Here is a 21,217-nt window from a genome sequence, read left to right as displayed (position 1 = left end):
GGGTGGGTCCGTCGTCCGGAGGGTGCGGGTCGCGTCGTGGCCGGTCGCGCAGTTCCCCGCGCCTCCAGGGCGTGGCACCTCCGCCTACCCGAGAAGTGCGGCGAGCTCCGCCTCTCGCTCCGCGACCTGGGCCAGGAGCTGGTCGGCGATCTCGTCGAGCAGGCGGTCGGGGTCGTCGGGGGCGAGGCGCAGCATGGCGCCGATCGCGCTCTCCTCCAGATCCTTGGCGACCAGGGTGAGCAGCTCCTTGCGCTGGGCGAGCCATTCGAGCCGGGCGTAGAGCTCCTCGCTCGGGGTCGGGCCCTGCTCCTTCGGCGCGGGTCCCGCGGCCCATTCCTCGGCCAGCTCCCGCAGCAGCGCCTCGTCGCCGCGGGCGTAGGCGGCGTTGACGCGGGTGATGAACTCCTCGCGCCTGGCCCGCTCCGCATCCTCCTGGGCGAGGTCGGGGTGGGCCTTGCGGGCCAGCTCGCGGTAGAGCTTGCGGGCCTCGTCGCTGGGACGCACCCGCTGCGGGGGCCGCACCGGCTGGTCCGTGAGCATCGCGGCGGCCTCCGGGAACAGTCCGCCGCCGTCCATCCAGCCGTGGAACAGCTCCTCGACACCCGGCATCGGAAGCACCCGGGCGCGCGCCTCGTCGGCCTTGCGGATGTCCTCGGGGTCACCGGTGCGGGCGGCGACCGCCTCGGCGATCCGGGCCTCCAGCTCGTCGAGACGGGCGTACATGGGGCCGAGCTTCTGGTGGTGCAGCCGGGAAAAGTTGTCCACCTCGACGCGGAAGGTCTCCACCGCGATCTCGTACTCGATCAACGCCTGCTCGGCGGCACGCACGGCCCGCTCCAGCCGCGCCTCGGGCCGCTCTGCGGCATCCTCGGCCGTCACCTGCGCCTCACCACCCTGCTCAGCTCCACCGACGGGCACCTCGGCACCGTCCGGCGCCCCCGCACCAGCGGGCTCGGCCTGGGACTGCTCAGCTTCCGGCGTCATCACCCGCCCAGCGTAGGCCACGACGGGGCCGGCGCTCAGAACACCGACGCCCCGGCAGGCGCCAGGCCGACGCCACCGCGAGCGCCGGGCCCGACGGCAGGGGCCGGCTGACCGGCCGCTGCCTCGACGGCGCCCTGCGTCACACCCCCGTCTCCGCCGCGATCCGCCCCGTCCGCACCGCCTCCAGCAGTGCGGCGTGGTCCGCCTCCGTTCGGTCGGCGTAGCTGACGGCGAAGGTGGCGATCGACTCGTCCAGCTCCTCGTTCTTGCCGCAGTAGCCGGAGATCAGGCGGGGGTCCGCGCTGTGCGAGTGGGCGCGGGCCAGGAGGGCACCGGTCATGCGGGCGTAGTCGTCCAGCTGGTCGGTGGCCAGGGCGGCCGGGTCGACGCTGCCCTTGCGGTTGCGGAACTGGCGTACCTGGAAGGGCAGTCCGTCGACCGTCGTCCAGCCCAGCAGGATGTCGCTGACGACCTGCATGCGCTTCTGGCCGAGGACCACGCGCCGCCCCTCGTGGTCGGGCTCCGGCACCTCGAAGCCGGCCGTCACCAGATGCGGGAGCAGGGCCGAGGGACGGACCTCCTTCACCTGGAGTACCAGCGGCTCGCCCCGGTGGTCCAGCAGCAGGACCACGTACGAGCGGGTGCCCACGCTGCCCGTGCCGACCACGCGGAACGCCACGTCGTGCACCGCGTGCCGGGACAGAAGGGGGTGCCGGTCCTCGGAGAGGGTCGCGACGTAGCTCTCCAGCGACGCCGCCACGGCCGCCGCCTCCTCGTCCGCAACCCGGCGCAGCACCGGCGGCGCGTCGACGAAGGTGCGGCCGCCGTCCTCGGTCGGCGCCGTCGACTTCGCCGCGAAGCGACCGCTGGTGTTGGCCCGGGCCTTCTCCGCGACCCGCTCCAGCGTGCCGAGCAGGTCATGGGCGTCGGTGTGGGAGACCAGCTCCTCGTCCGCGATCGCGTTCCACGCGTCCAGCACCGGAAGCTTGGCCAGCAGGCGCATGGTGCGCCGGTACGCACCGACCGTGTCATGGGCCGCCTTGCGGCACGCGTCCTCGTCCGCGCCCGCCTCCCGGCCCGCGAGCACCAGCGAGGTGGCGAGCCGCTTGAGGTCCCACTCCCAGGGGCCGTACAGCGTCTCGTCGAAGTCGTTCAGATCGATGACCAGGCCGCCGCGCGGGTCGCCGTACAGGCCGAAGTTCGCCGCGTGCGCGTCACCGCAGATCTGGGCGCGGATCCGGGTCATGGGGGTGCGGGCGAGGTCGTACGCCATGAGCCCCGCCGAGCCGCGCAGGAAGGCGAAGGGCGTCGCCGCCATCCGGCCGACCCTTATCGGCGTGAGCTCGGGGAGCCGGCCGAGGTTGGACTCCTCGACGGCGGCCACGGCGTCGGGGCGGGCGGCGTCCAGATCGAGAACCGCGTGCTCGGCGCGCGGCACGCGCCTGCGCAGCGTCTTCCCCTCCTCCTTCGGCGATCCACCACCGGGCCACTCGGCGAAGCCGCGGACGCGGGGCAACCGACGCGCCGTGGATCCCGAGGGCGCCCCGGATCCCGACGACGAGCCCGACGCCTCCGCAGCCGTCTCCGCCGCAGCCTCCGCACCGACCTCGGTCATAGCGACCGCCTCCCCCGCTCACGCAAGAACATCAACACGAACATCAACTCGTGCCGACGTTACAACCGCTGGCCGGAAACGCGTCAGACCCTGTGGACAACTCGACGCCTGTGGAAAACCGCACGAAGCGCCGCTCCCGGGCATCGCCCTCAGCAACCCTCGGGCCGCTCTCCGTCCGGCAGATACTTCTCCGCCCATCCCCCGAGTTCGGAGAGCGCGGGTTCGAGCGCGGCGCCCGCCTCCGTCAGCCGGTACACGACCCGCAACGGCGGCCCTTCGTACACCTCGCGGACGACAAGTCCCGCGGCCGCCAGTTCGGTGAGGCGGTCGGAGAGCATGCGCTCGCTGATGCCGGGAATCGCCCGGCGCAGGGCGACGAAGTACGCGGGTCCCGCGGTCAGGACGGACACGATCGGGCCGGTCCAGCGCTTTCCGAGCAGCTGGAAGACGCGTGAGATGCCCGCGTCGACCCGCTTGCAGTCCGCTGCGTCGTGATCCCGCTCACCCGTCTCCATGGCTTCAGGGTACTGCTCTGTCGTATGCGGATGAAAAAAAGTAAGTGACTGTGTTATCCATAGTCGAGTACGAAGTTTCAGTCACAGCGGGAAGGTGCGCGCCTGTGCGCCGCTTTCCCCTGCCCGCTCCCCTGCCTCCCTCTCTGGAGAGACCCCATGGCAACGCTCCTGCACATCGACTCCTCCGTCTTCCCGGCCGCCGCCTCCTCCTCCCGCGCCGTCACCGACGCCTTCCGCCGCACCTGGGAGGAACAGCACCCCGGCGGCACAGTGATCCACCGCGACCTCGCCGCCGACCCGGTGCCGCACATCACCGCCCACGCGCACACGGCCGGCTTCTCCGATCCGGCGACGCACACCCCGGAGCAGGCCGCCGCCTTCGCCGGGCGCGTGAAGCTGATCGAGGAACTGGAGAGCGCGGACGCCGTGCTGATCGGTGCCCCGATGTACAACCTGACGATCCCGTCGACGCTGAAGGCCTGGCTGGACAACGTGGTCCTGTTCGGCCGTACCGCGGGCGACGCCCAGTCGGTCAAGGGCACCCCGGTCACCGTCGTCGCCAGCCGCGGCGGCGCGTACGGTCCTGGCACGCCGCGCGAGGGCTACGAGTACGTGCAGAACTATCTGTCTGCCGTCCTGGCCGACTTCCTCGGCGCCGACCTCGACTTCATCGTGCCGGAGCTCACGATGGCCCCGGCCAACCCGGAGATGGCCGACCTGGTCCCCCTCTTCGAGGCCTCCCGCGAGCGCGCCCTCGACGAGGCCGCCACGAAGGCGAAGCGCCTGGCTCAGCTGCTCGCGGCGTAAGGCGGCGGGCTTCGAGACCGACCGGCCAAAGAGACCCAGAGTCTGCCGAAAGGCCGACCGGCCGGTCGGCCTCGATCACCGCACCGGCAAAATCACCGCATGCACACGATCTCAGTCGTCCTCGTCGCCCTCATGGCGCTGCTGCACGCGTACATCCTGGTCCTGGAGATGTTCCTGTGGCAGCGCGGCCCGGGCCGCCGGCTCTCCGGTTTCGACGCCGAGCTGGCCCGCACCACCGCTCCGCTGGCCGCCAACCAAGGCCTCTACAACGGATTCCTGGCCGCGGGCCTCGTCTGGGGTCTGATCGCCGACGACCCGACCGGCCACCGGGTCCAGATCTTCTTCCTGTCCTGCATAGTCGTCGCCGGCGTCTACGGCGCGGCCACCGCCAACCGCCGCATCCTCTTCGTTCAGGCCCTGCCCGCCGCCGTGACTCTCGCCACGGTCGTCGCGGCGGGCTGAGTGGGCGGATGCCGCCGAGTCCGCGCCCGTGACCTGAGAGCTTCATCACAGGTCACGGCGCCAGGACGCCGTGGTGCGGCACAACGTGGCGAACACAACAGAAGAGGCGGCATCGTGTCTACGATGCCGCCTCTTCAGTGGTGCGCGAGGGGGGAGTTGAACCCCCACGCCCTTGCGGGCACTGGAACCTGAATCCAGCGCGTCTGCCTATTCCGCCACCCGCGCATTGGGTGTGTCCTCGGGGCCTTCCCTTGCGGTGCGGCGCCCTCCGACATCCAGAACATTAGCACGCCGGTCAGGGTGGATTCACATCCCTTATCCCCAGGCAGCCGCCGTGCAACCACCCCTCAGGCGCCCACCAGCACAGTCGCCGGCCGCCGCCCGGCGGTGACCGATCCGCGGCGCCTTCCGCTCCGTATCAACGAGAACCTGTTCACGTATCAACCTCGTACCGGTCCTGGGCATCTCCCCAGTAGCCGGTCGGGGTCCACAGTCAGGTGCGGGACACTGGTCTGCGGCCCCCTCTACGATCCATGGCAAGACTGTGTCCGTGAGGAGTTCGAAGGGGAGCTCCGAGGGGAACTTCGAGGGCGTCGACACCCGTCGACCGGGCCGACAGGGGGAACCAGCCGATTTACCGGCGCGTGGATACGATCAGTAAGCAGTACCAGGTAAGGCAGTGCCCGCCCGGCGGGATACAGGACGAAGCAGGCTACGGAGGAGGTGCCCCATGGGAGTCCTGAAGAAGTTCGAGCAGCGTCTCGAAGGTCTGGTCAACGGCACCTTCGCCAAGGTGTTCAAGTCCGAGGTCCAGCCGGTCGAGATCGCGGGAGCGCTCCAGCGCGAGTGCGACAACAACGCCACCATCTGGAACCGCGACCGCACGGTCGTCCCCAATGACTTCATCGTGGAGCTGAGCACGCCGGACTTCGAGCGGCTCAGCCCCTACTCCGGCCAGCTCGGCGACGAGCTCGCCGGGATGGTCCGCGACTACGCGAAGCAGCAGCGCTACACCTTCATGGGACCGATCAAGGTCCACCTGGAGAAGGCCGACGACCTCGACACCGGCCTGTACCGCGTCCGCAGCCGCACGCTCGCCGGCTCCACCAACCAACAGGGCCAGCCGGGCCAGCAGGGCCCCGCGCCCGCCGCCCCGGCCGGGCGGCCCGGCGGCGCCCAGGGCGGCTACGGCTATCCGCAACCGGCCGCGCCCACCGGCGCCCCGCCCATGCCGGCCGCGCCGCCCCCCGGCGGACGCCCCGGCGGCTACGGCTACCCGCAGCCCGCGGGCGGCCAGCGTCCTCCCGCCGCACCCGCGGCCGGCGGCCGCACCCGCTACTGGATCGAGATCAACGGCACCCGCCATCAGATCTCCCGTGCGACGCTCGTGCTGGGCCGCAGCACCGACGCCGACGTGCGGATCGACGACCCCGGCGTCTCCCGCCGGCACTGCGAGATCCGGACCGGAACGCCCTCGACGATCCAGGATCTCGGGTCCACCAACGGCATCGTGGTGGACGGGCAGCACACCACCCGCGCTACGCTCCGCGACGGCTCGCGGATCGTCGTGGGCAGCAGCACCATCATTTACCGGCAAGCCGAAGGGTGAAGCGGGGGCAATGTCAGAGCTGACCCTCACGGTCATGCGGCTGGGTTTCCTGGCCGTACTGTGGCTGTTCGTGATCGTGGCCGTGCAGGTCATCCGCAGCGACCTGTTCGGGACGCGTGTCACCCAGCGCGGGGCCAGGCGGGAAGCCGGACGGCAGCAGCAGGCCGCCCGGCAGGCTGCGGCGCCACCGCAGCAGCGCGGCCAGCAGAGCGGCGGCCGCCAGCGCCGTAACGCTCCCTCCAAGCTGGTTGTGACCGAGGGCACCCTCACCGGCACCACCGTCGCGCTGCAGTCCCAGACCATCACCCTGGGCCGGGCGCACGACAGCACGATCGTGCTGGACGACGACTACGCCTCCAGCCGGCATGCCAGGATCTACCCGGACCGCGACGGCCAGTGGATCGTCGAGGACCTGGGCTCCACCAACGGCACGTACCTCGACCGAACGCGGCTGACGACCCCCACACCGATTGCGCTGGGCGCGCCGATCCGCATCGGCAAGACCGTCATCGAGCTGCGGAAGTAGTACGACAATGAGCGAGCGGAGCGAGCACGCAGCGGTGGCCCACACCACGGGCCCCGGCGCGCTCCCGACCGGAGGGTGGGCACCGTGCGGATGTACCCGGAGCCGACGGGCGAGGTGCGCATGAGTCTGTCACTGCGCTTCGCCGCCGGATCGCACAAAGGCATGATCCGGGAGGGCAACGAGGACTCCGGATACGCCGGTCCCCGCCTGCTCGCCATCGCCGACGGCATGGGCGGCGCGGCCGCGGGCGAGGTCGCCTCCTCCGAGGCGATCTCCACCATCGTCGCCCTCGACGACGACGTCCCCGGCTCCGACATCCTCACCTCGCTCGGCACCGCCGTACAGCGCGCCAACGACCAGCTGCGCGCGATGGTCGAGGAGGACCCGCAGCTGGAGGGCATGGGCACGACGCTCACGGCCCTGCTGTGGACCGGGCAGCGCCTCGGCCTCGTGCACGTCGGCGACTCGCGCGCGTATCTGCTGCGGGACGGCGTCCTCACGCAGATCACGCAGGACCACACCTGGGTGCAGCGTCTGGTCGACGAGGGCCGCATCACCGAAGAGGAAGCCACCACCCACCCCCAACGCTCCCTGCTGATGCGGGCGTTGGGCAGCGGCGAGCACGTCGAGCCCGACCTCTCCATCCGTGAAGTCCGCGCCGGCGACCGCTACTTGATCTGCTCCGACGGCCTCTCCGGCGTCGTCTCCCACCAGACGCTCGAGGACACCCTCGCCAGCTACCAGGGCCCCCAGGAGACCGTGCAGGAGCTCATCCAGCTCGCGCTGCGCGGCGGCGGCCCCGACAACATCACCGTGATCGTCGCGGACGTCCTCGACCTGGACACCGGCGACACCCTGGCCGGGCAGCTGTCCGACACCCCGGTCGTGGTCGGCGCGGTCGCCGAGAACCAGCAGCACCACCTGCACGACAACGGCATCATGCAGACCCCGGCCGGACGCGCCTCCGGGCTCGGCCGCCAGGTGCCCGGACAGGGCGGCGGGGGCGGCGAGTTCGGCCCGCCCGGCTCCGGCGACACCACCGGTTACGCGCCGGCGGGCGGCTTCGGCGACTACACCGACGACGACTTCGTCAAGCCCCGCAAGGGCCGCAAGTGGCTGAAGAGATCCTTCTACTCGGCCCTCGCGCTCGCCGTCCTCGGCGGCGGCCTGTACGGCGGCTGGCGCTGGACGCAGACGCAGTACTACGTGGGCTCCAACGAGGAACACGTCGCCCTGTACCGCGGGATCAGCCAGGACCTGGCCTGGGTCTCGCTGTCGGAGGTGGAGAAGGACCACCCCGAGATCGAACTCAAGTACCTGCCGCCGTACCAGCGCAAACTCGTCGAGGCGACCATCGCCGAGGGCGGTCTGAAGGACGCCCAGGCGAAGATCGACGAGCTCGCCCTGCAGGCCTCCGCGTGCGAGAAGCGGTCGGAGCAGCAGGCCGCCGAGAGCGCCAAGAACTCCAAGACCGGCGAGGGCGAGGCCGGAGGTACCACGGGAACCACGCGTACCTCCCTTACGTCCAAGGCGACACCGACGCCGAATCCGTCGGCGTCCACCAAGTCCCCGCCCCCGTCCTCCTCCACCTCCCCGACCCCGACTGCGACGCCAAAGCCCGGCCCCACACTCTCGGAGGAAGAGCAGAAGGTCGTCACGAACTGCGGTACGCAGTAGGCAAGCCGTGAGAGGCCCCGTCACACCATGAGCAGTACTACGAACTCGCCGACGCACCACACGTCCACGATCGGCGCGATCGGCGCGCCGAGCAGGCGCAACACCGAGCTCGCGCTGCTGGTGTTCGCGGTCGTCATCCCCGTCTTCGCCTACGCCAACGTGGGTCTGGCGATCAATGACGAGGTCCCGGCCGGCCTGCTGAGCTACGGAATCGGCCTCGGCCTCCTGGCCGCCATCGGCCACCTCGCCGTACGCAAGTTCGCGCCGTACGCGGACCCGCTGATGCTGCCGCTGGCCACCCTGCTGAACGGCCTCGGGCTGGTCGTGATCTGGCGTCTGGACCAGTCGAAGCGTCTCCAGCAGAGCAACAGTTTCGTCGAGGCGGCGCCTCGCCAGCTGCTGTACTCCGCGATGGGCGTCGCGCTGCTCGTGGCAGTGCTGATCTTCCTCAAGGACCACCGCGTCCTGCAGCGCTACACGTACATCTCCATGGCCGCCGCGCTGTTCCTGCTGATCCTGCCGCTGGTACCCGGACTCGGCGCGAACATCTACGGCGCCAAGATCTGGATCAAGATCCCCGGCCTCGGCACACTCCAGCCCGGTGAGTTCGCGAAGATCATCCTCGCGGTCTTCTTCGCCGGCTATCTCATGGTGAAGCGGGACGCCCTGGCCCTGGCCAGCCGTCGCTTCATGGGGCTCTACCTGCCGCGCGGACGCGACCTCGGTCCGATCCTGGTCGTCTGGGTCATCTCGATCCTCATCCTGGTCTTCGAGACCGACCTCGGTACGTCGCTGCTGTTCTTCGGAATGTTCGTCATCATGCTGTACGTCGCCACCGAGCGGACCAGCTGGATCGTCTTCGGTCTGCTGATGTCCGCGGTCGGCGCCGTCGGTGTGGCGAGCTTCGAGTCCCACATCCAGACGCGTGTGCAGGCCTGGCTCGACCCGGCGCGCGAGTTCCAGCTCAGCCGCTCCGGCGTCAGCGACGGCGTCGTCCACTCCGAGCAGGCCATGCAGGCCCTGTGGGCCTTCGGCTCCGGCGGCACCCTCGGGACCGGCCTCGGCCAGGGCAACTCCGACCTCATCGGCTTCGCCGCCAACTCCGACTTCATCCTCGCCACCTTCGGCGAGGAGCTGGGCTTGGCCGGCGTCATGGCGATCCTGCTGCTCTACGGCCTGATCGTCGAACGCGGTGTGCGCACGGCACTCGCGGCCCGCGACCCGTTCGGCAAGCTGCTCGCCGTCGGCCTGTCCGGCGCCTTCGCCCTCCAGGTCTTCGTGGTGGCCGGCGGTGTCATGGGCCTCATCCCGCTGACCGGTATGACGCTGCCGTTCGTGGCGTACGGCGGCTCGTCGGTCATCGCCAACTGGGCGCTGATCGGCATCCTGCTCCGCATCAGCGACACCGCACGCCGCCCGGCGCCCGCCCCCGCACCCAACCCCGACGCCGAGATGACCCAGGTGGTCCGTCCGTGAACAAGCCCCTACGCCGGATCGCGATCTTCTGCGGACTTCTGGTCCTGGCTCTGCTCATCCGCGACAACTGGATCCAGTACCTCCAGGCCGACGAGCTCAGGACCGACAAGAACAACCGCCGCGTCGTCATCGAGCGCTACGGCACCCCCCGCGGCGACATAATCGTCGACGGCAAGGCCATCACCGGCTCGGACGAGACCTCCGGCAGCGACTTCAAGTTCAAGCGCACCTATACGAACGGGCCCATGTGGGCGCCCGTCACCGGATACGCCTCGCAGGCCTTCGGCGCCAACCAGCTGGAGTCCATCGAGGACGGCATCCTCACCGGCAACGACGACCGGCTGTTCTTCCGCAACACCCTCGACATGCTCACCGGCAAGGAGAGGGAAGGCGGCAACGTGGTCACCACCCTCAGCGGCGCCGCCCAGAAGGCCGCTTACGAGGGTCTGAAGAAGCAGGGCGGCAAGGGCGCCGTGGCGGCCATCGAGCCGTCCACCGGCAAGATCCTGGCGCTGGCCTCCTACCCGTCGTACGACCCCGCGTCCTTCGCCGGCAACTCCACGACGACCGACACCGACGCGTGGCAGAAGCTCCAGAAGAAGACCAACCCGGACGACCCGATGCTCAACCGGGCGCTGCGTGAGGTCTACCCGCCGGGCTCGACCTTCAAGGTGGTCACCGCGGCCGCGGCGCTGGAGCACGGCCTGTACACGGAGGCGAACGAGAAGACGAAGACGCCGCTGCCGTGGACCATGCCGGAAACCACGACCGTGCTGAAGAACGAGGGGAACATCCCCTGCAAGGACGCGACGCTCCGGGTCGCCCTCCAGTTCTCCTGCAACACCGTGTTCGGCAAGATCGGCTCCGACCTCGGCAACGACAAGATGCTGGAGACGGCCAAGAAGTTCGGCTTCACCGAGGAGCAGTTCACGCCGATCCGCACCAGCGCGTCGGTCTTCTCCGACGACATGAACCCCTCGCAGACCGCGCTGTCCTCCATCGGCCAGTTCAACACCGCCGCCAGCCCGCTGCAGATGGCCATGGTCGCCTCGGCCGTCGCCAACAACGGCACGCTGATGAAGCCGTACATGGTCGACGAGCTCCAGACCAACAACCTCGACGCCATCGAGAAGACGGACCCCGAGGAGATGAGCAAGCCGCTGTCGCCGGAGAACGCGCAGATTCTCCAGGACATGATGGAGACGGTCGTCCAGGACGGCACCGGCAAGAACGCGCAGATCGACGGCGTGAAGGTCGGCGGCAAGACCGGTACCGCCCAGCACGGTGTGGACAACAGCGAGAACCCCTACGCGTGGTTCATCTCCTACGCCAAGGCCGAGGACGGCAGCTCGCCGGTGGCCGTGGCCGTCGTGATCGAGGACGAGAACGCCGTCCGCGACGACATCTCCGGCGGCGGCCTCGCCGCCCCCATCGCCAAGAGCGTCATGGAGGCGGTCATCAACAGCAAGAAGTGACCCCGCTCACGTCCCCTTCACATCGGTGCACGTTGCGATACCGGTCCTGTATCGGGTTACGGGCTTGGCCAGGTCACACAAGATGAGCCGGGTACGGTATGCCCGGACGGCACACCGCCACACCCACAAGGGTGAGGTCGGGACCGACGGAGAGGGCTGGTAGGTAGCTTATGGAAGAGCCGCGTCGCCTCGGCGGCCGGTACGAACTGGGCCAGGTGCTCGGTCGTGGTGGCATGGCGGAGGTCTACCTCGCGCATGACACCCGCCTCGGCCGCACCGTAGCGGTGAAGACGCTGCGCGCGGACCTCGCGCGCGACCCGTCCTTCCAGGCCCGCTTCCGCCGGGAGGCCCAGTCGGCCGCCTCGCTCAACCATCCCGCGATCGTGGCGGTCTACGACACGGGCGAGGACTACATCGACAACGTGTCGATCCCGTACATCGTCATGGAGTACGTGGACGGCTCGACGCTCCGTGAGCTGCTCCACTCCGGCCGCAAGCTGCTGCCGGAGCGTGCCATGGAGATGACCATCGGCATCCTCCAGGCCCTGGAGTACTCCCACCGCGCCGGCATTGTCCACCGCGACATCAAGCCGGCCAACGTCATGCTGACCCGCAATGGCCAGGTCAAGGTCATGGACTTCGGCATCGCCCGCGCCATGGGCGACTCCGGCATGACGATGACGCAGACGTCCGCGGTCATCGGCACCGCGCAGTACCTGTCGCCGGAGCAGGCGAAGGGCGAGCAGGTCGACAACCGGTCCGACCTGTACTCGACCGGCTGTCTGCTCTACGAGCTCCTCACGGTCCGGCCGCCGTTCGTCGGGGACTCCCCGGTGGCCGTCGCCTACCAGCACGTACGCGAAGAGGCGCAGCCTCCGTCGGTCTTCGACCCCGAGATCACGCCCGAGATGGACGCGATCGTGCTGAAGGCCCTGACGAAGGACCCCAACTACCGCTACCAGTCGGCCGATGAGATGCGCGCCGACATCGAGGCCTGCCTCGACGGCCAGCCGGTCGCCGCGACGGCCGCGATGGGTTCGGTGGGCTACGGCGGCTACCCCGACGACCAGCCGACCACGGCCCTGCGCTCCGCGGACGCCGGCGCCACGTCGATGCTGCCGCCGATGAACCCGGACGACGGCGGCTACGGCTACGACGACCGCCCGGACCGCCGCCGTCAGAAGAAGTCGAACACCTCGACGATCCTGCTGGCCGTCGCGGCCGTGCTGGTCCTCGTCGGCGCGATCCTCATCGGCAAGTGGGTGTTCGACGGCGAGAACGCGAGCAACAGCCAGGTGCCCGTCCCGAACCTGGTCGGCGAGACGGAGAACAGCGCGAGAGGTCTGCTGACCAACAGCGATCTCAAGGTGGGTACGGTCACGAAGAAGGAGTGCGAGGACCAGCCCAAGGGCAACGTGTGCGACCAGGATCCTGATCCCAAGACCAAGGTCGACAAGAAGACGCCGGTCAACCTCGTGGTTTCGACCGGTGCCCCGAAGGTGACCGTGCCGAGCGTGATCGGTCTGAGCCTCGATGAAGCGAAGTCGAAGCTCCAAGCCGACGACTACCAGTTCGAGATCAAGACGGAGACCCGAGAGACTTCGTCGGACGATCCGAACACCGTCCTCGACCAGGACCCGCCGCGCGGCGAAGAAGTCGAGAAGGGCACCACGATCACCCTCACCGTCGCCAAGGAGGAGGAGAAGGCCACCGTGCCGGACGTCCTCGGTAGGTCCTGCGACGAGGCGAAGGCGCAGATGACGGCCAATAACCTGGTCGGTAACTGCACCGAGGTGGACACGCAGGACCCGAACCAGATCGGCAAGGTCATCTCGACCTCGCCCCAGGCGGGCAGCGAGGCCGACAAGAACTCCTCGGTGAACATCCAGATCGGCAGGCAGGCCCAGCAGAAGACCCCGGTGCCGAGCGTCGTGGGTCAGACGGTGGGCCAGGCCAAGCAGACTCTGGCGGCGGCCGGCTTCACCAACATCCAGTTCGCCAACGGCAGTGACCAGAGCGACACGGCCTTCGTCACCGACCAGGACCCCAAGGGCAACCAGCAGGTCGACGATCCCGCGAACACCCAGGTCACCCTGACCACCGTGGGCTTCGGCAACAACGGCGGAAACAACAACGGAGGCGGCGACAACGGAGGAATCTTCGGCTGACGAAGCGCTTCCGAGACTGCGGCAAAGCCCCGGCACCCTGATGAGGGTGCCGGGGCTTTGTCATGCGACGAACCCAGCAACAGCCAGTCGGGTCAGCGCCTCGGTCAGCGCAGCTCTTCCGGCAAGGTCCGCTCCTCGTCCACCTTCTCCACCCGCTCCAGCTCGCCCCACACCACATACCGGTACCGGCTCGTGTACACCGGCGTGCACGTCGTCAGCGTGATGTAGTGGCCCGCCTTCGTCCTGCCGGATTCCTTCGGGATCGGGCCGAGGACCTGGACGTTGTACTTCGAGGTCTCGGGAAGGACGGCGTAGACCTTGTAGACGTACCACTTGTCCTTCGTCTCGAAGACGATGGGGTCGCCCTTGGTGAGCTTGTGGATGTTGTGGAACTTCGCGCCATGGCCGTCACGGTGCGCGGCGAGGGAGAAGTTGCCCTTCTTGTCCGAGGTGGGCAGGGCCGACTTGACCGGGTCGGTGTAGTAGCCGGCGACGCCGTCGTTGAGGATCTTCGACGTCGTGCCCTTCTCGACCAGGATCTCGCCCTTGCTCATCGCGGGGACGTGCAGGAAGCCGATGCCGTTCTTGGAGTCGAACTCGGCGGGACGGCCGGAGTCCCCGCCCTGGTGGGCCCAGTTGTCACGGACCTTGTCCGCCTGCTTGTCCGCCGCACGGTCGGCGACGACGTTCGTCCACCAGAGCGAATAGACGACGAACAGGCCGAGCACCAGGCCCGCCGTGATCAGGAGTTCGCCGAAGACGCTGACGGCCGCGGCGATCCGGCCCGTGCCGCGACGGCGGGCCCGAGGGTGCCGGGACGCGGGAGCGGCCGTGTGATCTTCCGTGCCCTCGGTGGTCGCTGCCACTTTTCATCTGCCCTTAACTGACGAGCGCATCCGGCTTGCCCTTGCTGCGCGGCCGTTCCTCGACCATCTTGCCCCAGACGATCAACCGGTACTTACTGGTGAACTCCGGCGTGCATGTGGTGAGTGTGATGTACCGGCCCGGCTCGGTGAAACCCGACCCCGGCGGAACCGGATCCAGCACGCTCACATTGCTGGGCGACGTCACCGGCAGGATCGACGCCATCTTGTACACGAAGTACTTGTCCTGCGTCTCCACGACGATGTCGTCGCCCTGGGCGAGCCGGTTGATGTAGCGGAAGGGCTCGCCGTGGGTGTTGCGGTGACCGGCCAGCCCGAAGTTGCCCGTCTTGGCGTCCGGCATCGCCGTCTTCAGCTTGTCCTCGCCGTAGTGGCCGACCATGCCGCGGTCGAGCACCTTCTTGTTGCTGATGCCCTCGGCGATCGGGACGACGACATCCAGCTTCGGGATGTGCAGTATGGCGAAGCCCTGCCCCGGCTCGAAGGTCCCCGGGTTGCGCTTGCCGTTCGCCCAGTCGTCCTGGAGGCTGCTGGCTTCCTTGTCCGCCTGTGCGTGCGCCCGGACATTCGTCCACCACAGCTGGTAGCTCACGAACAGCAGCATCAGCACGCCGGTGGTGATGAACACCTCACCGATCGCCCGGCTGGCGACGGTGGCCGGGCTGGCCTTGCGCGCCCGCGCCTGCCGACGGGCCTCCATGCGCGAGAGCGGTGCGCCGGACTTCTCCGAGCCTGTCTCGGCGGCCTCGGACGCCGGCCGACTGCCGCCATGACGCCCGTGACGCCGCTTGGCGGCCTTTCTACGAGCCGCACGGCCGCCCGTAGGGGTTCCAGTGGCAGAAGCGGCGGAGGAGGCGGGAGACGGCGATATGGGCTCGCGGGCGGGGGGCGGATCGGGGACCCGAAGGGCTACGGTCTCGTCGTCCGGGGGCGGTATGTACGGCTCCGCGTACGGCTCTTGGGGCGCGGGGGGCATTCCATCGCCGTAGCCCTGATTGCCGTAGCCCCCGGCCTCGTAACCCCCGCCTTCATAACCCCCGGCTCCGTAGCCGTCTCCGCCGTGCCACTCCCCGAGCGCACCCGAGTCCCCGTACGGCTGCTGCCCGTACGAGGTCCCCTGGTCGCCGGCGTCGCCGTAGGAGTCCGTGAAGGACTCCCCGTACGCGGCACCGGACTCGCGCTCAGGGCGCAGGGCGGTCACGCCGTGGCCCTGCCCACCACCGGGGCGAGCCCCGTCGACCTCGCCACCGCGCCCTGGTCGCCGCACTCCACCAGCCAGTTGGCCAGCATCCGGTGCCCGTGCTCGGTCAGCACCGACTCGGGGTGGAACTGGACGCCCTCGACCGGGAGTTCACGGTGGCGCAGGCCCATGATGATGCCGTCGTGCGTACGTGCGGTGACCTCGAGGTCGGCCGGCACCGTCGCCGGCTCCGCCGCCAGCGAGTGATAGCGGGTCGCCGTGAACGGCGTCGGCAGGCCCGCGAAGACTCCCTTGCCCTCGTGCTCGACCAGCGAGGTCTTGCCGTGCAGCAGCTCCGGCGCACGGTCCACGACACCGCCGTACGCCACCTGCATCGACTGCATGCCGAGGCAGACGCCGAAGACCGGTACCCCGGTCGAGGCGCAGTGCCGGACCATGTCCACGCACACGCCCGCCTCCTCCGGCGTACCCGGGCCCGGCGACAGCAGCACGCCGTCGAAGCCGTCCTGGGCGTGCGCGGTCGACACCTCGTCGTTGCGCAGCACCTCGCACTCGGCGCCCAGCTGATAGAGGTACTGGACCAGGTTGAAGACGAAGCTGTCGTAGTTGTCCACGACGAGGATGCGCGCGCTCACTGGTTGTCCACCGTCACATCGTTGAAGGGCAGCAGCGGTTCGGCCCACGGGAAGACATAGTTGAAGAGGACGTAGACCATGGCCACGACCAGAGCGAGCGAGAGCAGCGCCCTCACCCACGCGTTCCCCGGCAGATGCCGCCAGATCCAGCCGTACATGCCGTCCCTTTCGTCGCACCACGGCAGCAGACTCACGCCGTTACAGCCAACAGACTAACGGCGCAACGCCTTGGGTTTCCCGGCCTCCACAGGCTGGGTGGAGTCCAGATGGGCCCACACGATCAGCCGATGACTGTGCCCCCACTCCGGATCGCACGTGGTCAGGGTCAGATAGCGGCCTTCACGCGTGTACCCCGACTTACGGGGCACAGGGCCGATCACCTCAATGTCCGTGGGCAGTGTTTTGTAGGGGCCATTGTCGATCCGATACGTGAACCAGGTCGTTCCGTCCGTCAGCACCACCGCGTCACCGGGGCGCAGCCTGGGAAAATCCTTGAAGGGGTCGCCGTATGTACGCCGGTGGCCGGCCACCGAGAAGTTGCCCTTCTGGCCGAGCTGAGCGGTGTTCGCGTAGTGGCCGAGCCCCTTCTTCAGGGTCTTGGTGGCGGTGCCCTCGAGAACCGGCTTGTTCCACGTGAAACCAAGACGCGGGATGTACATGATCGCGAAGGGCTTGTCCGTGACATACGGTGCCGGCTTCGGCGGACCGGCCACCGCACCCGGACTCGCGGTGCCGCCGGGAGCCGGGTCCGTCGGACGGACCGCGCCGTGCGCCCACTGGTCCTGTAACTGATCGATCTGGTCGTCCATGACGTGGTCGGCTTTCACGCCGGTCCAGAACAGGACATAGACGACGAACAGGACGATCACGGTGCCGACCGTGATGCACAGTTCACTGACGGACCTGACGACGACACGCACCGGCAGCTCCAGAGAGGCTCACTCCACGGGCTTGGCGTACTGCAGATCCACTGTGCCCGAGTAGCCGGGCAGAGTCACCGTCCCGTCCTCGGTTACTTTCCAGCCGAGGCCGTAGACATTGACGTACACCATGTAGTTCTGAATCGCCGGCGAGGCAGCCAGCGCCTGCTGCATCTTCTCCGGGTCACCGACGGCCGTGATCTTGTACGGCGGCGAGTAGACCCGGCCCTGAAGGATCAGGGTGTTGCCGACGCAGCGCACCGCGCTGGTGGAGATCAGCCGCTGGTCCATGACCTTGATGCCCTTGGCGCCGCTCCGCCACAGAGCGTTGACCACCGCCTGGAGATCCTGCTGGTGGATGACCAGGTAGTCCGGCTGCGGCTCGGGATAGCCGGGCAGCTTGGCGGTGGCGTCCGGCGGGGCGTCGTTGAGCGTGACCGTGATCGCCTCGCCCGTCAGCTTCTGGGTGCCCGCACTCCGCTCCAGCGCCGCCAGCTTGGCGTCCTCCGCCTTGGTGCTGCCGTCGTCCCGCTCGGCGAGCGCCTCCACATCGTCACGCAGGGCCGCGTTGGAGTCATTGAGCTCACCGTTCTCACGGCTGCGCTCATGGATCAGGTCCGAAAGCTTCAGTAGTGAGGCATCCGTACGGATATTGGTGCCCTTGGCCGTATTGAAGCTGGTGAAGAAAATGAGCCCGGCTAGAGCGAAGACGGCCGCGGTCAGTACCCGCACCGGCCGGAAACGCCCACGGGCAGGGCTGGATCCCGTCCCGGGAGAGTCGGCAGAATTGCTCAACGTACCCTTATCTCCTTCGACGCCGCGGAAGCACTACGCTAACGGACGCCCGGGGGAGCAATCAGAGTCCCCTTGTACGCTGCCCCGGAGCCAGTCAGAGTTCCCTGCGCGGCCACGCAGCGCATCGACAGGAGAGACCCTCGTGCCGAAGTCACGTATCCGCAAGAAGGCCGACTACACGCCGCCGCCGTCGAAGCAGACGACCGCGATCAAGCTGAACAGCCGCGCATGGGTCGCGCCTGTGATGCTGGCCATGTTCATCATCGGCCTGGCCTGGATCGTCGTCTTCTATGTGACCGACGGTTCACTGCCCCTCGAAGTGCTGGGCAACTGGAACATCGTGGTGGGCTTCGGCTTCATCGCCGCTGGATTCGGCGTCTCCACACAGTGGAAGTAGCGGTCGAAAGCGGTCGGAGCAGCACTCGAACCGGCGGCCACCTCTCGGTGAACGCAGCTCTGCCCAGGGCTATCCGCTGAGTTATCCACAGCCGTTTTCCACAGTGGGGAAAAAGAACGACGATCTGTGGATAACTCATCGAGTGTTGACGCCGGTGTGACGGAACTACCGGTGAACGGCACACTACCGAAAACTTGTTCGCCCCCTGCCTGACCTGCGAAAACGCTGATCAGTAACAGGGGGCACAGTTGTTCCCACACAGTGTGCACAAGATCCGCCACACGCTGTGGACAACGGGAAGGCTCAGGTGGATGACGGTCCCGCTCAGGTGAGCTGGAGCGTCCTCAGCACGGTCATCAGCACGACCACGGCCAGGACCAGCGCACATGTGCCGTACTGGACCAGCGTCCGGCGCTCACGCGGTGCGTGGACCATCGCGTAGCCGATGACGACACCGGCGACGAGACCGCCGATGTGGGCCTGCCAGGCGATGTTGCTCCAGCCGAATGTGAAGATCAGGTTGATCACCAGCAGGGCGATGATCGGCCGCATGTCGTACTGGAGCCGGCGCATGAGCACGGCGGTGGCGCCGAAGAGACCGAAGATCGCGCCGGAGGCGCCGAGCGATGCCGTGGTCGGACCGGCCAGCAGATAGGTGAGGGCGCTGCCCGCCAGGCCGGAGCAGAAGTAGAGCGCGAGGTAGCGGGCGCGGCCGAGGGCGGCTTCGAGGGGGCCGCCGAGCCACCAGAGGCTGAGCATGTTGAAGGCGATGTGCCAGATGGCCTCGTGCGTGAACATCGAGGTCACCAGGCGCCACCACTCGCCCTCGGCGACGCCTTCCGTGGGGTTGAACGGGGCGGGCGGCCAGGCACCGATGAGGACGAGGTCGTTCAGGAGCGCGGTGCTGGTCTGGACGGCGATGAAGACCGCGAGGTTGATCCCGATGAGGATCTTGGTGAGCAGCCGGGGGTCCGAGGCGATGGTGCCGCCGGCGAGGGTGCGGGGCTGGGCGGCGCTGGGGGCGTGCCCCGTGCCGGAGCCGTCGCGGACGCAGTCCGGGCACTGGAAGCCGACGGAGGCGCTGACCATGCACTCGGGGCAGATGGGCCGCTCGCAGCGGGTGCAGCGGATGCCGGTCTCGCGGTCCGGATGGCGGTAGCAGACGGGCAGGCTCTGCGCGTCCTGCGGGCTGCCTGCCGGCTGGTCCATGAGGTCCCCTAGGTCGTCGTACGCGATGCACGTACCCAATACACCGCCCCGCTCATCCTTACGGACGAGCGGGGCGTTTGGTTCCCTGCGGGAGGTGTCGGACTCGGCCTCAGCGGGTCTCGACGACGACGGACTCGATCACCACGTCGTTGACCGGGCGGTCCGTGCGCGGGTTGGTCTGGAGCGTCGCGATGGCGTCGATGACCTTCTGGCTCGGCGCATCGGTGACCTCGCCGAAGATGGTGTGCTTGCGGTTCAGCCAGGTCGTCGGCGAGACGGTGATGAAGAACTGCGAGCCGTTGGTGCCCGGGCCTGCGTTGGCCATGGCGAGCAGGTAGGGCTTGTCGAAGGCGAGGTCGGGGTGGAACTCGTCCTGGAACTGGTAGCCGGGGCCGCCGGTGCCGTTGCCCAGCGGGTCACCGCCCTGGATCATGAAGCCGCTGATGACGCGGTGGAAGACCGTGCCGTCGTAGAGCTTGGCCGTGGACTTCTCACCGGTGGTGGGGTTCGTCCACTCACGCTCACCCTTGGCGAGTTCGACGAAGTTCTTGACCGTGATCGGCGCGTGGTTCGGAAAGAGCCGGACCTCGATGTCGCCGTGGTTGGTCTTCAGGGTGGCGTAGAGCTGCTCGGCCACGATCTGCCTTCCGTTGTCTTTCTGTGACCCCCCGATCCTCGCACGGCCGACGAGATCCGTCGCCCAGCTGCCGTTCACCGGTACGCAACCCGGCGCTTCGCTTGCAGAAAACTCGTCGAGTGGGTACTTGGCAGGGGCGCGACGCGGCGAAGCGTGGCATTGTCGACGACAAGCCACCGTTGCACCGCATTGGTCCGTTAATGCGTTTGATCAAGTTCATCGGCACCCATATGCCCGCCCTCACATGCCGCAGAGCGTTCCGACAGGCATGATCCGTAAAAGGGTGGAAAGTCGAATTACCGTACGCCACCGAGGAGGAGGATCCCGTGACCCGCATCGACAGCGTGCGCGCCGCGACCGGCTCGGCGAAGGACAGCGTGCTGCACGCCGCGGAAGTGGTGGCGCCCTACGCCGACACCGCCAAGGACAGGGCCGCGCAATATGCACAGGAGGCGCGCGTACGGCTCGCGCCGATGGTGTCGCAGGCCACCGAGCAGGCCCGCACGCAGGCACGTCTCCAGTACGGCGCTCATGTGGCGCCCTACCTGGAACAGGCTCGTTCGCATGTGCCGCCGAAGGTCGACCAGGCCGCTCATGACGCCGCGACCCGTACGCGCAAGGCGGCTCGGCAGGCCGCCGACTACTCCCGGCCGAGGCTCGAGCAGGCGGTGTCCGCGGCCGGACCCGTGAGGGACGAGGCCACCGCGCGCGGTGTCGCGGCACTGGCCGCGCTCCGCGGTCAGGTCTCGCCGAAGGAGATCCGGAGGCTGACCCGCAAGCACGAGCGCCGCGCCAAGGCCGGTCGCGCGGTGAAGGTGCTGGCGGTGCTCGGTCTTCTGGCGGGCGGTGCTTTCGCCGCGTGGAAGTGGTGGGACAAGCAGGCCAATCCGGACTGGCTGGTCGAGCCACCCGCCGCGACGGAGGTGCCCGAGTCGGGCCGTCTCACTTCGGTGGACGGCAGCGGCCAGTCCGGCCTGGACCCCGAGGTCCAGGCGAAGGAGGCCGAGGAAGAGGCAGCTCGGGGGGACGAGGGCCGGTGATGTGAGGGGTCTTCCCTCTCTTCACTGCTTCATCGCTTCACGCCTTCACGGCTCTCCAAGAACGATGGGTGGTGGGGGGGGCGGGGGGGGGAAAACAAACCCCCCCCTCTCACCCTCCCCCCCCCGACCAGCCAAGAACCCCCCCCCCCTCCCCGTCGCAGGTGCGTTTCCCCCCCCCCAAAAAC

21 protein-coding genes and 1 tRNA gene are annotated in these 21,217 nt (G+C 68.6%); 10 read left to right on the top strand and 12 right to left on the bottom strand.

The features are described 5' to 3' along the window. Positions 1 to 84 precede the first annotated feature (84 nt). From ACFQ6S_RS21780 to ACFQ6S_RS21770, 3 genes are all read right to left on the bottom strand, one after another. Positions 85 to 987 carry a J domain-containing protein gene (locus ACFQ6S_RS21780; RefSeq protein WP_383412094.1) on the bottom strand — a complete coding sequence of 301 codons (903 nt, stop codon included), beginning with the start codon at positions 985 to 987 and terminating at the stop codon, positions 85 to 87. Between the two features lie 136 nt (positions 988 to 1,123). Then, complete coding sequence (locus tag ACFQ6S_RS21775) at positions 1,124 to 2,599, bottom strand: DUF2252 domain-containing protein (protein ID WP_383412091.1); 1,476 nt, start codon at positions 2,597 to 2,599, stop codon at positions 1,124 to 1,126. 149 nt (positions 2,600 to 2,748) lie between these two features. Beyond that, positions 2,749 to 3,114 carry a winged helix-turn-helix transcriptional regulator gene (locus ACFQ6S_RS21770; RefSeq protein WP_383412088.1) on the bottom strand — a complete coding sequence of 122 codons (366 nt, stop codon included), beginning with the start codon at positions 3,112 to 3,114 and terminating at the stop codon, positions 2,749 to 2,751. A gap of 156 nt (positions 3,115 to 3,270) precedes the next feature. Between ACFQ6S_RS21770 and ACFQ6S_RS21765 the strand changes: the two genes are divergently transcribed. Both ACFQ6S_RS21765 and ACFQ6S_RS21760 read left to right on the top strand, forming a co-directional pair. After that, complete coding sequence (locus ACFQ6S_RS21765; RefSeq protein ID WP_383412085.1) at positions 3,271 to 3,921, top strand: FMN-dependent NADH-azoreductase; 651 nt, start codon at positions 3,271 to 3,273, stop codon at positions 3,919 to 3,921. Between the two features lie 99 nt (positions 3,922 to 4,020). Further along, a complete protein-coding gene (locus ACFQ6S_RS21760) occupies positions 4,021 to 4,383 on the top strand; it encodes a DUF1304 domain-containing protein (protein WP_383412082.1) in 363 nt (120 codons plus the stop codon). Between the two features lie 138 nt (positions 4,384 to 4,521). Here the strand turns inward: ACFQ6S_RS21760 and ACFQ6S_RS21755 are convergent. Continuing rightward, a tRNA-Leu gene (locus tag ACFQ6S_RS21755) sits at positions 4,522 to 4,608 on the bottom strand. Between the two features lie 505 nt (positions 4,609 to 5,113). On the opposite strand from ACFQ6S_RS21755, the gene ACFQ6S_RS21750 reads away from it, so the two are divergent. From ACFQ6S_RS21750 to pknB, 6 genes are all read left to right on the top strand, one after another. Beyond that, on the top strand, positions 5,114 to 5,992 hold the full coding sequence (locus tag ACFQ6S_RS21750) for an FhaA domain-containing protein (protein ID WP_383412079.1): 879 nt from the start codon (positions 5,114 to 5,116) through the stop codon (positions 5,990 to 5,992). Between the two features lie 10 nt (positions 5,993 to 6,002). Beyond that, positions 6,003 to 6,518, top strand: a complete 516-nt coding sequence (locus ACFQ6S_RS21745) for an FHA domain-containing protein (protein ID WP_383412076.1) — start codon at positions 6,003 to 6,005, stop codon at positions 6,516 to 6,518. A gap of 90 nt (positions 6,519 to 6,608) precedes the next feature. Continuing rightward, complete coding sequence (locus ACFQ6S_RS21740) at positions 6,609 to 8,195, top strand: Stp1/IreP family PP2C-type Ser/Thr phosphatase (protein WP_383412970.1); 1,587 nt, start codon at positions 6,609 to 6,611, stop codon at positions 8,193 to 8,195. Between the two features lie 27 nt (positions 8,196 to 8,222). Then, a complete protein-coding gene (locus ACFQ6S_RS21735; RefSeq protein ID WP_383412073.1) occupies positions 8,223 to 9,671 on the top strand; it encodes an FtsW/RodA/SpoVE family cell cycle protein in 1,449 nt (482 codons plus the stop codon). Next, positions 9,668 to 11,146 carry a peptidoglycan D,D-transpeptidase FtsI family protein gene (locus tag ACFQ6S_RS21730; protein ID WP_383412070.1) on the top strand — a complete coding sequence of 493 codons (1,479 nt, stop codon included), beginning with the start codon at positions 9,668 to 9,670 and terminating at the stop codon, positions 11,144 to 11,146. The genes ACFQ6S_RS21735 and ACFQ6S_RS21730 overlap by 4 nt, the downstream gene beginning before the upstream one ends. A 170-nt stretch (positions 11,147 to 11,316) precedes the next feature. Next, positions 11,317 to 13,314 carry a Stk1 family PASTA domain-containing Ser/Thr kinase gene (gene pknB / locus ACFQ6S_RS21725; protein WP_383412067.1) on the top strand — a complete coding sequence of 666 codons (1,998 nt, stop codon included), beginning with the start codon at positions 11,317 to 11,319 and terminating at the stop codon, positions 13,312 to 13,314. A gap of 104 nt (positions 13,315 to 13,418) precedes the next feature. Here the strand turns inward: pknB and ACFQ6S_RS21720 are convergent, their stop codons facing one another. From ACFQ6S_RS21720 to ACFQ6S_RS21695, 6 genes are read right to left on the bottom strand one after another with little or no spacing between them, the layout of a single operon-like run. Continuing rightward, positions 13,419 to 14,180 carry a class E sortase gene (locus ACFQ6S_RS21720; protein WP_383412064.1) on the bottom strand — a complete coding sequence of 254 codons (762 nt, stop codon included), beginning with the start codon at positions 14,178 to 14,180 and terminating at the stop codon, positions 13,419 to 13,421. A 13-nt stretch (positions 14,181 to 14,193) separates the two neighbouring features. Continuing rightward, complete coding sequence (locus tag ACFQ6S_RS21715) at positions 14,194 to 15,399, bottom strand: class E sortase (RefSeq protein ID WP_383412061.1); 1,206 nt, start codon at positions 15,397 to 15,399, stop codon at positions 14,194 to 14,196. Further along, positions 15,396 to 16,034 carry an aminodeoxychorismate/anthranilate synthase component II gene (locus tag ACFQ6S_RS21710; RefSeq protein WP_383412058.1) on the bottom strand — a complete coding sequence of 213 codons (639 nt, stop codon included), beginning with the start codon at positions 16,032 to 16,034 and terminating at the stop codon, positions 15,396 to 15,398. The genes ACFQ6S_RS21715 and ACFQ6S_RS21710 overlap by 4 nt, the downstream gene beginning before the upstream one ends. Beyond that, complete coding sequence (locus ACFQ6S_RS21705) at positions 16,031 to 16,228, bottom strand: hypothetical protein (RefSeq protein WP_383413010.1); 198 nt, start codon at positions 16,226 to 16,228, stop codon at positions 16,031 to 16,033. Before ACFQ6S_RS21705 ends, ACFQ6S_RS21710 begins: the two co-directional genes overlap by 4 nt. Positions 16,229 to 16,246: 18 nt before the next feature. After that, positions 16,247 to 16,954 (bottom strand): class E sortase, encoded by a 708-nt coding sequence (locus ACFQ6S_RS21700; RefSeq protein ID WP_383412054.1) that lies wholly within the window; start codon positions 16,952 to 16,954, stop codon positions 16,247 to 16,249. Between the two features lie 18 nt (positions 16,955 to 16,972). Then, positions 16,973 to 17,749 (bottom strand): DUF881 domain-containing protein, encoded by a 777-nt coding sequence (locus ACFQ6S_RS21695; RefSeq protein ID WP_383412051.1) that lies wholly within the window; start codon positions 17,747 to 17,749, stop codon positions 16,973 to 16,975. A gap of 142 nt (positions 17,750 to 17,891) precedes the next feature. Between ACFQ6S_RS21695 and crgA the strand changes: the two genes are divergently transcribed. After that, positions 17,892 to 18,146 carry a cell division protein CrgA gene (gene crgA, locus ACFQ6S_RS21690; protein ID WP_383412048.1) on the top strand — a complete coding sequence of 85 codons (255 nt, stop codon included), beginning with the start codon at positions 17,892 to 17,894 and terminating at the stop codon, positions 18,144 to 18,146. A 324-nt stretch (positions 18,147 to 18,470) separates the two neighbouring features. On the opposite strand, the gene ACFQ6S_RS21685 is transcribed toward crgA, so the two are convergent. Together ACFQ6S_RS21685 and ACFQ6S_RS21680 are read right to left on the bottom strand one after the other, a co-directional pair. Beyond that, on the bottom strand, positions 18,471 to 19,355 hold the full coding sequence (locus ACFQ6S_RS21685; RefSeq protein WP_383412046.1) for a rhomboid family intramembrane serine protease: 885 nt from the start codon (positions 19,353 to 19,355) through the stop codon (positions 18,471 to 18,473). 109 nt (positions 19,356 to 19,464) lie between these two features. Further along, entirely contained in the window at positions 19,465 to 19,992 is a 528-nt protein-coding gene (locus ACFQ6S_RS21680; RefSeq protein ID WP_383412043.1) for a peptidylprolyl isomerase, read from the bottom strand. A gap of 326 nt (positions 19,993 to 20,318) precedes the next feature. Here ACFQ6S_RS21680 and ACFQ6S_RS21675 point away from each other — a divergent pair, with 326 nt between their 5' ends. Continuing rightward, complete coding sequence (locus ACFQ6S_RS21675; RefSeq protein ID WP_383412040.1) at positions 20,319 to 21,032, top strand: DUF5324 family protein; 714 nt, start codon at positions 20,319 to 20,321, stop codon at positions 21,030 to 21,032. Positions 21,033 to 21,217: the final 185 nt, after the last annotated feature.

The organism is Streptomyces sp. NPDC056479, assembly GCF_042795335.1.
Lineage (GTDB): Bacteria > Actinomycetota > Actinomycetes > Streptomycetales > Streptomycetaceae > Streptomyces.
Note: the sequence above shows the minus strand (reverse complement) of the source record. Positions and strands in the feature narration are given on the sequence as shown.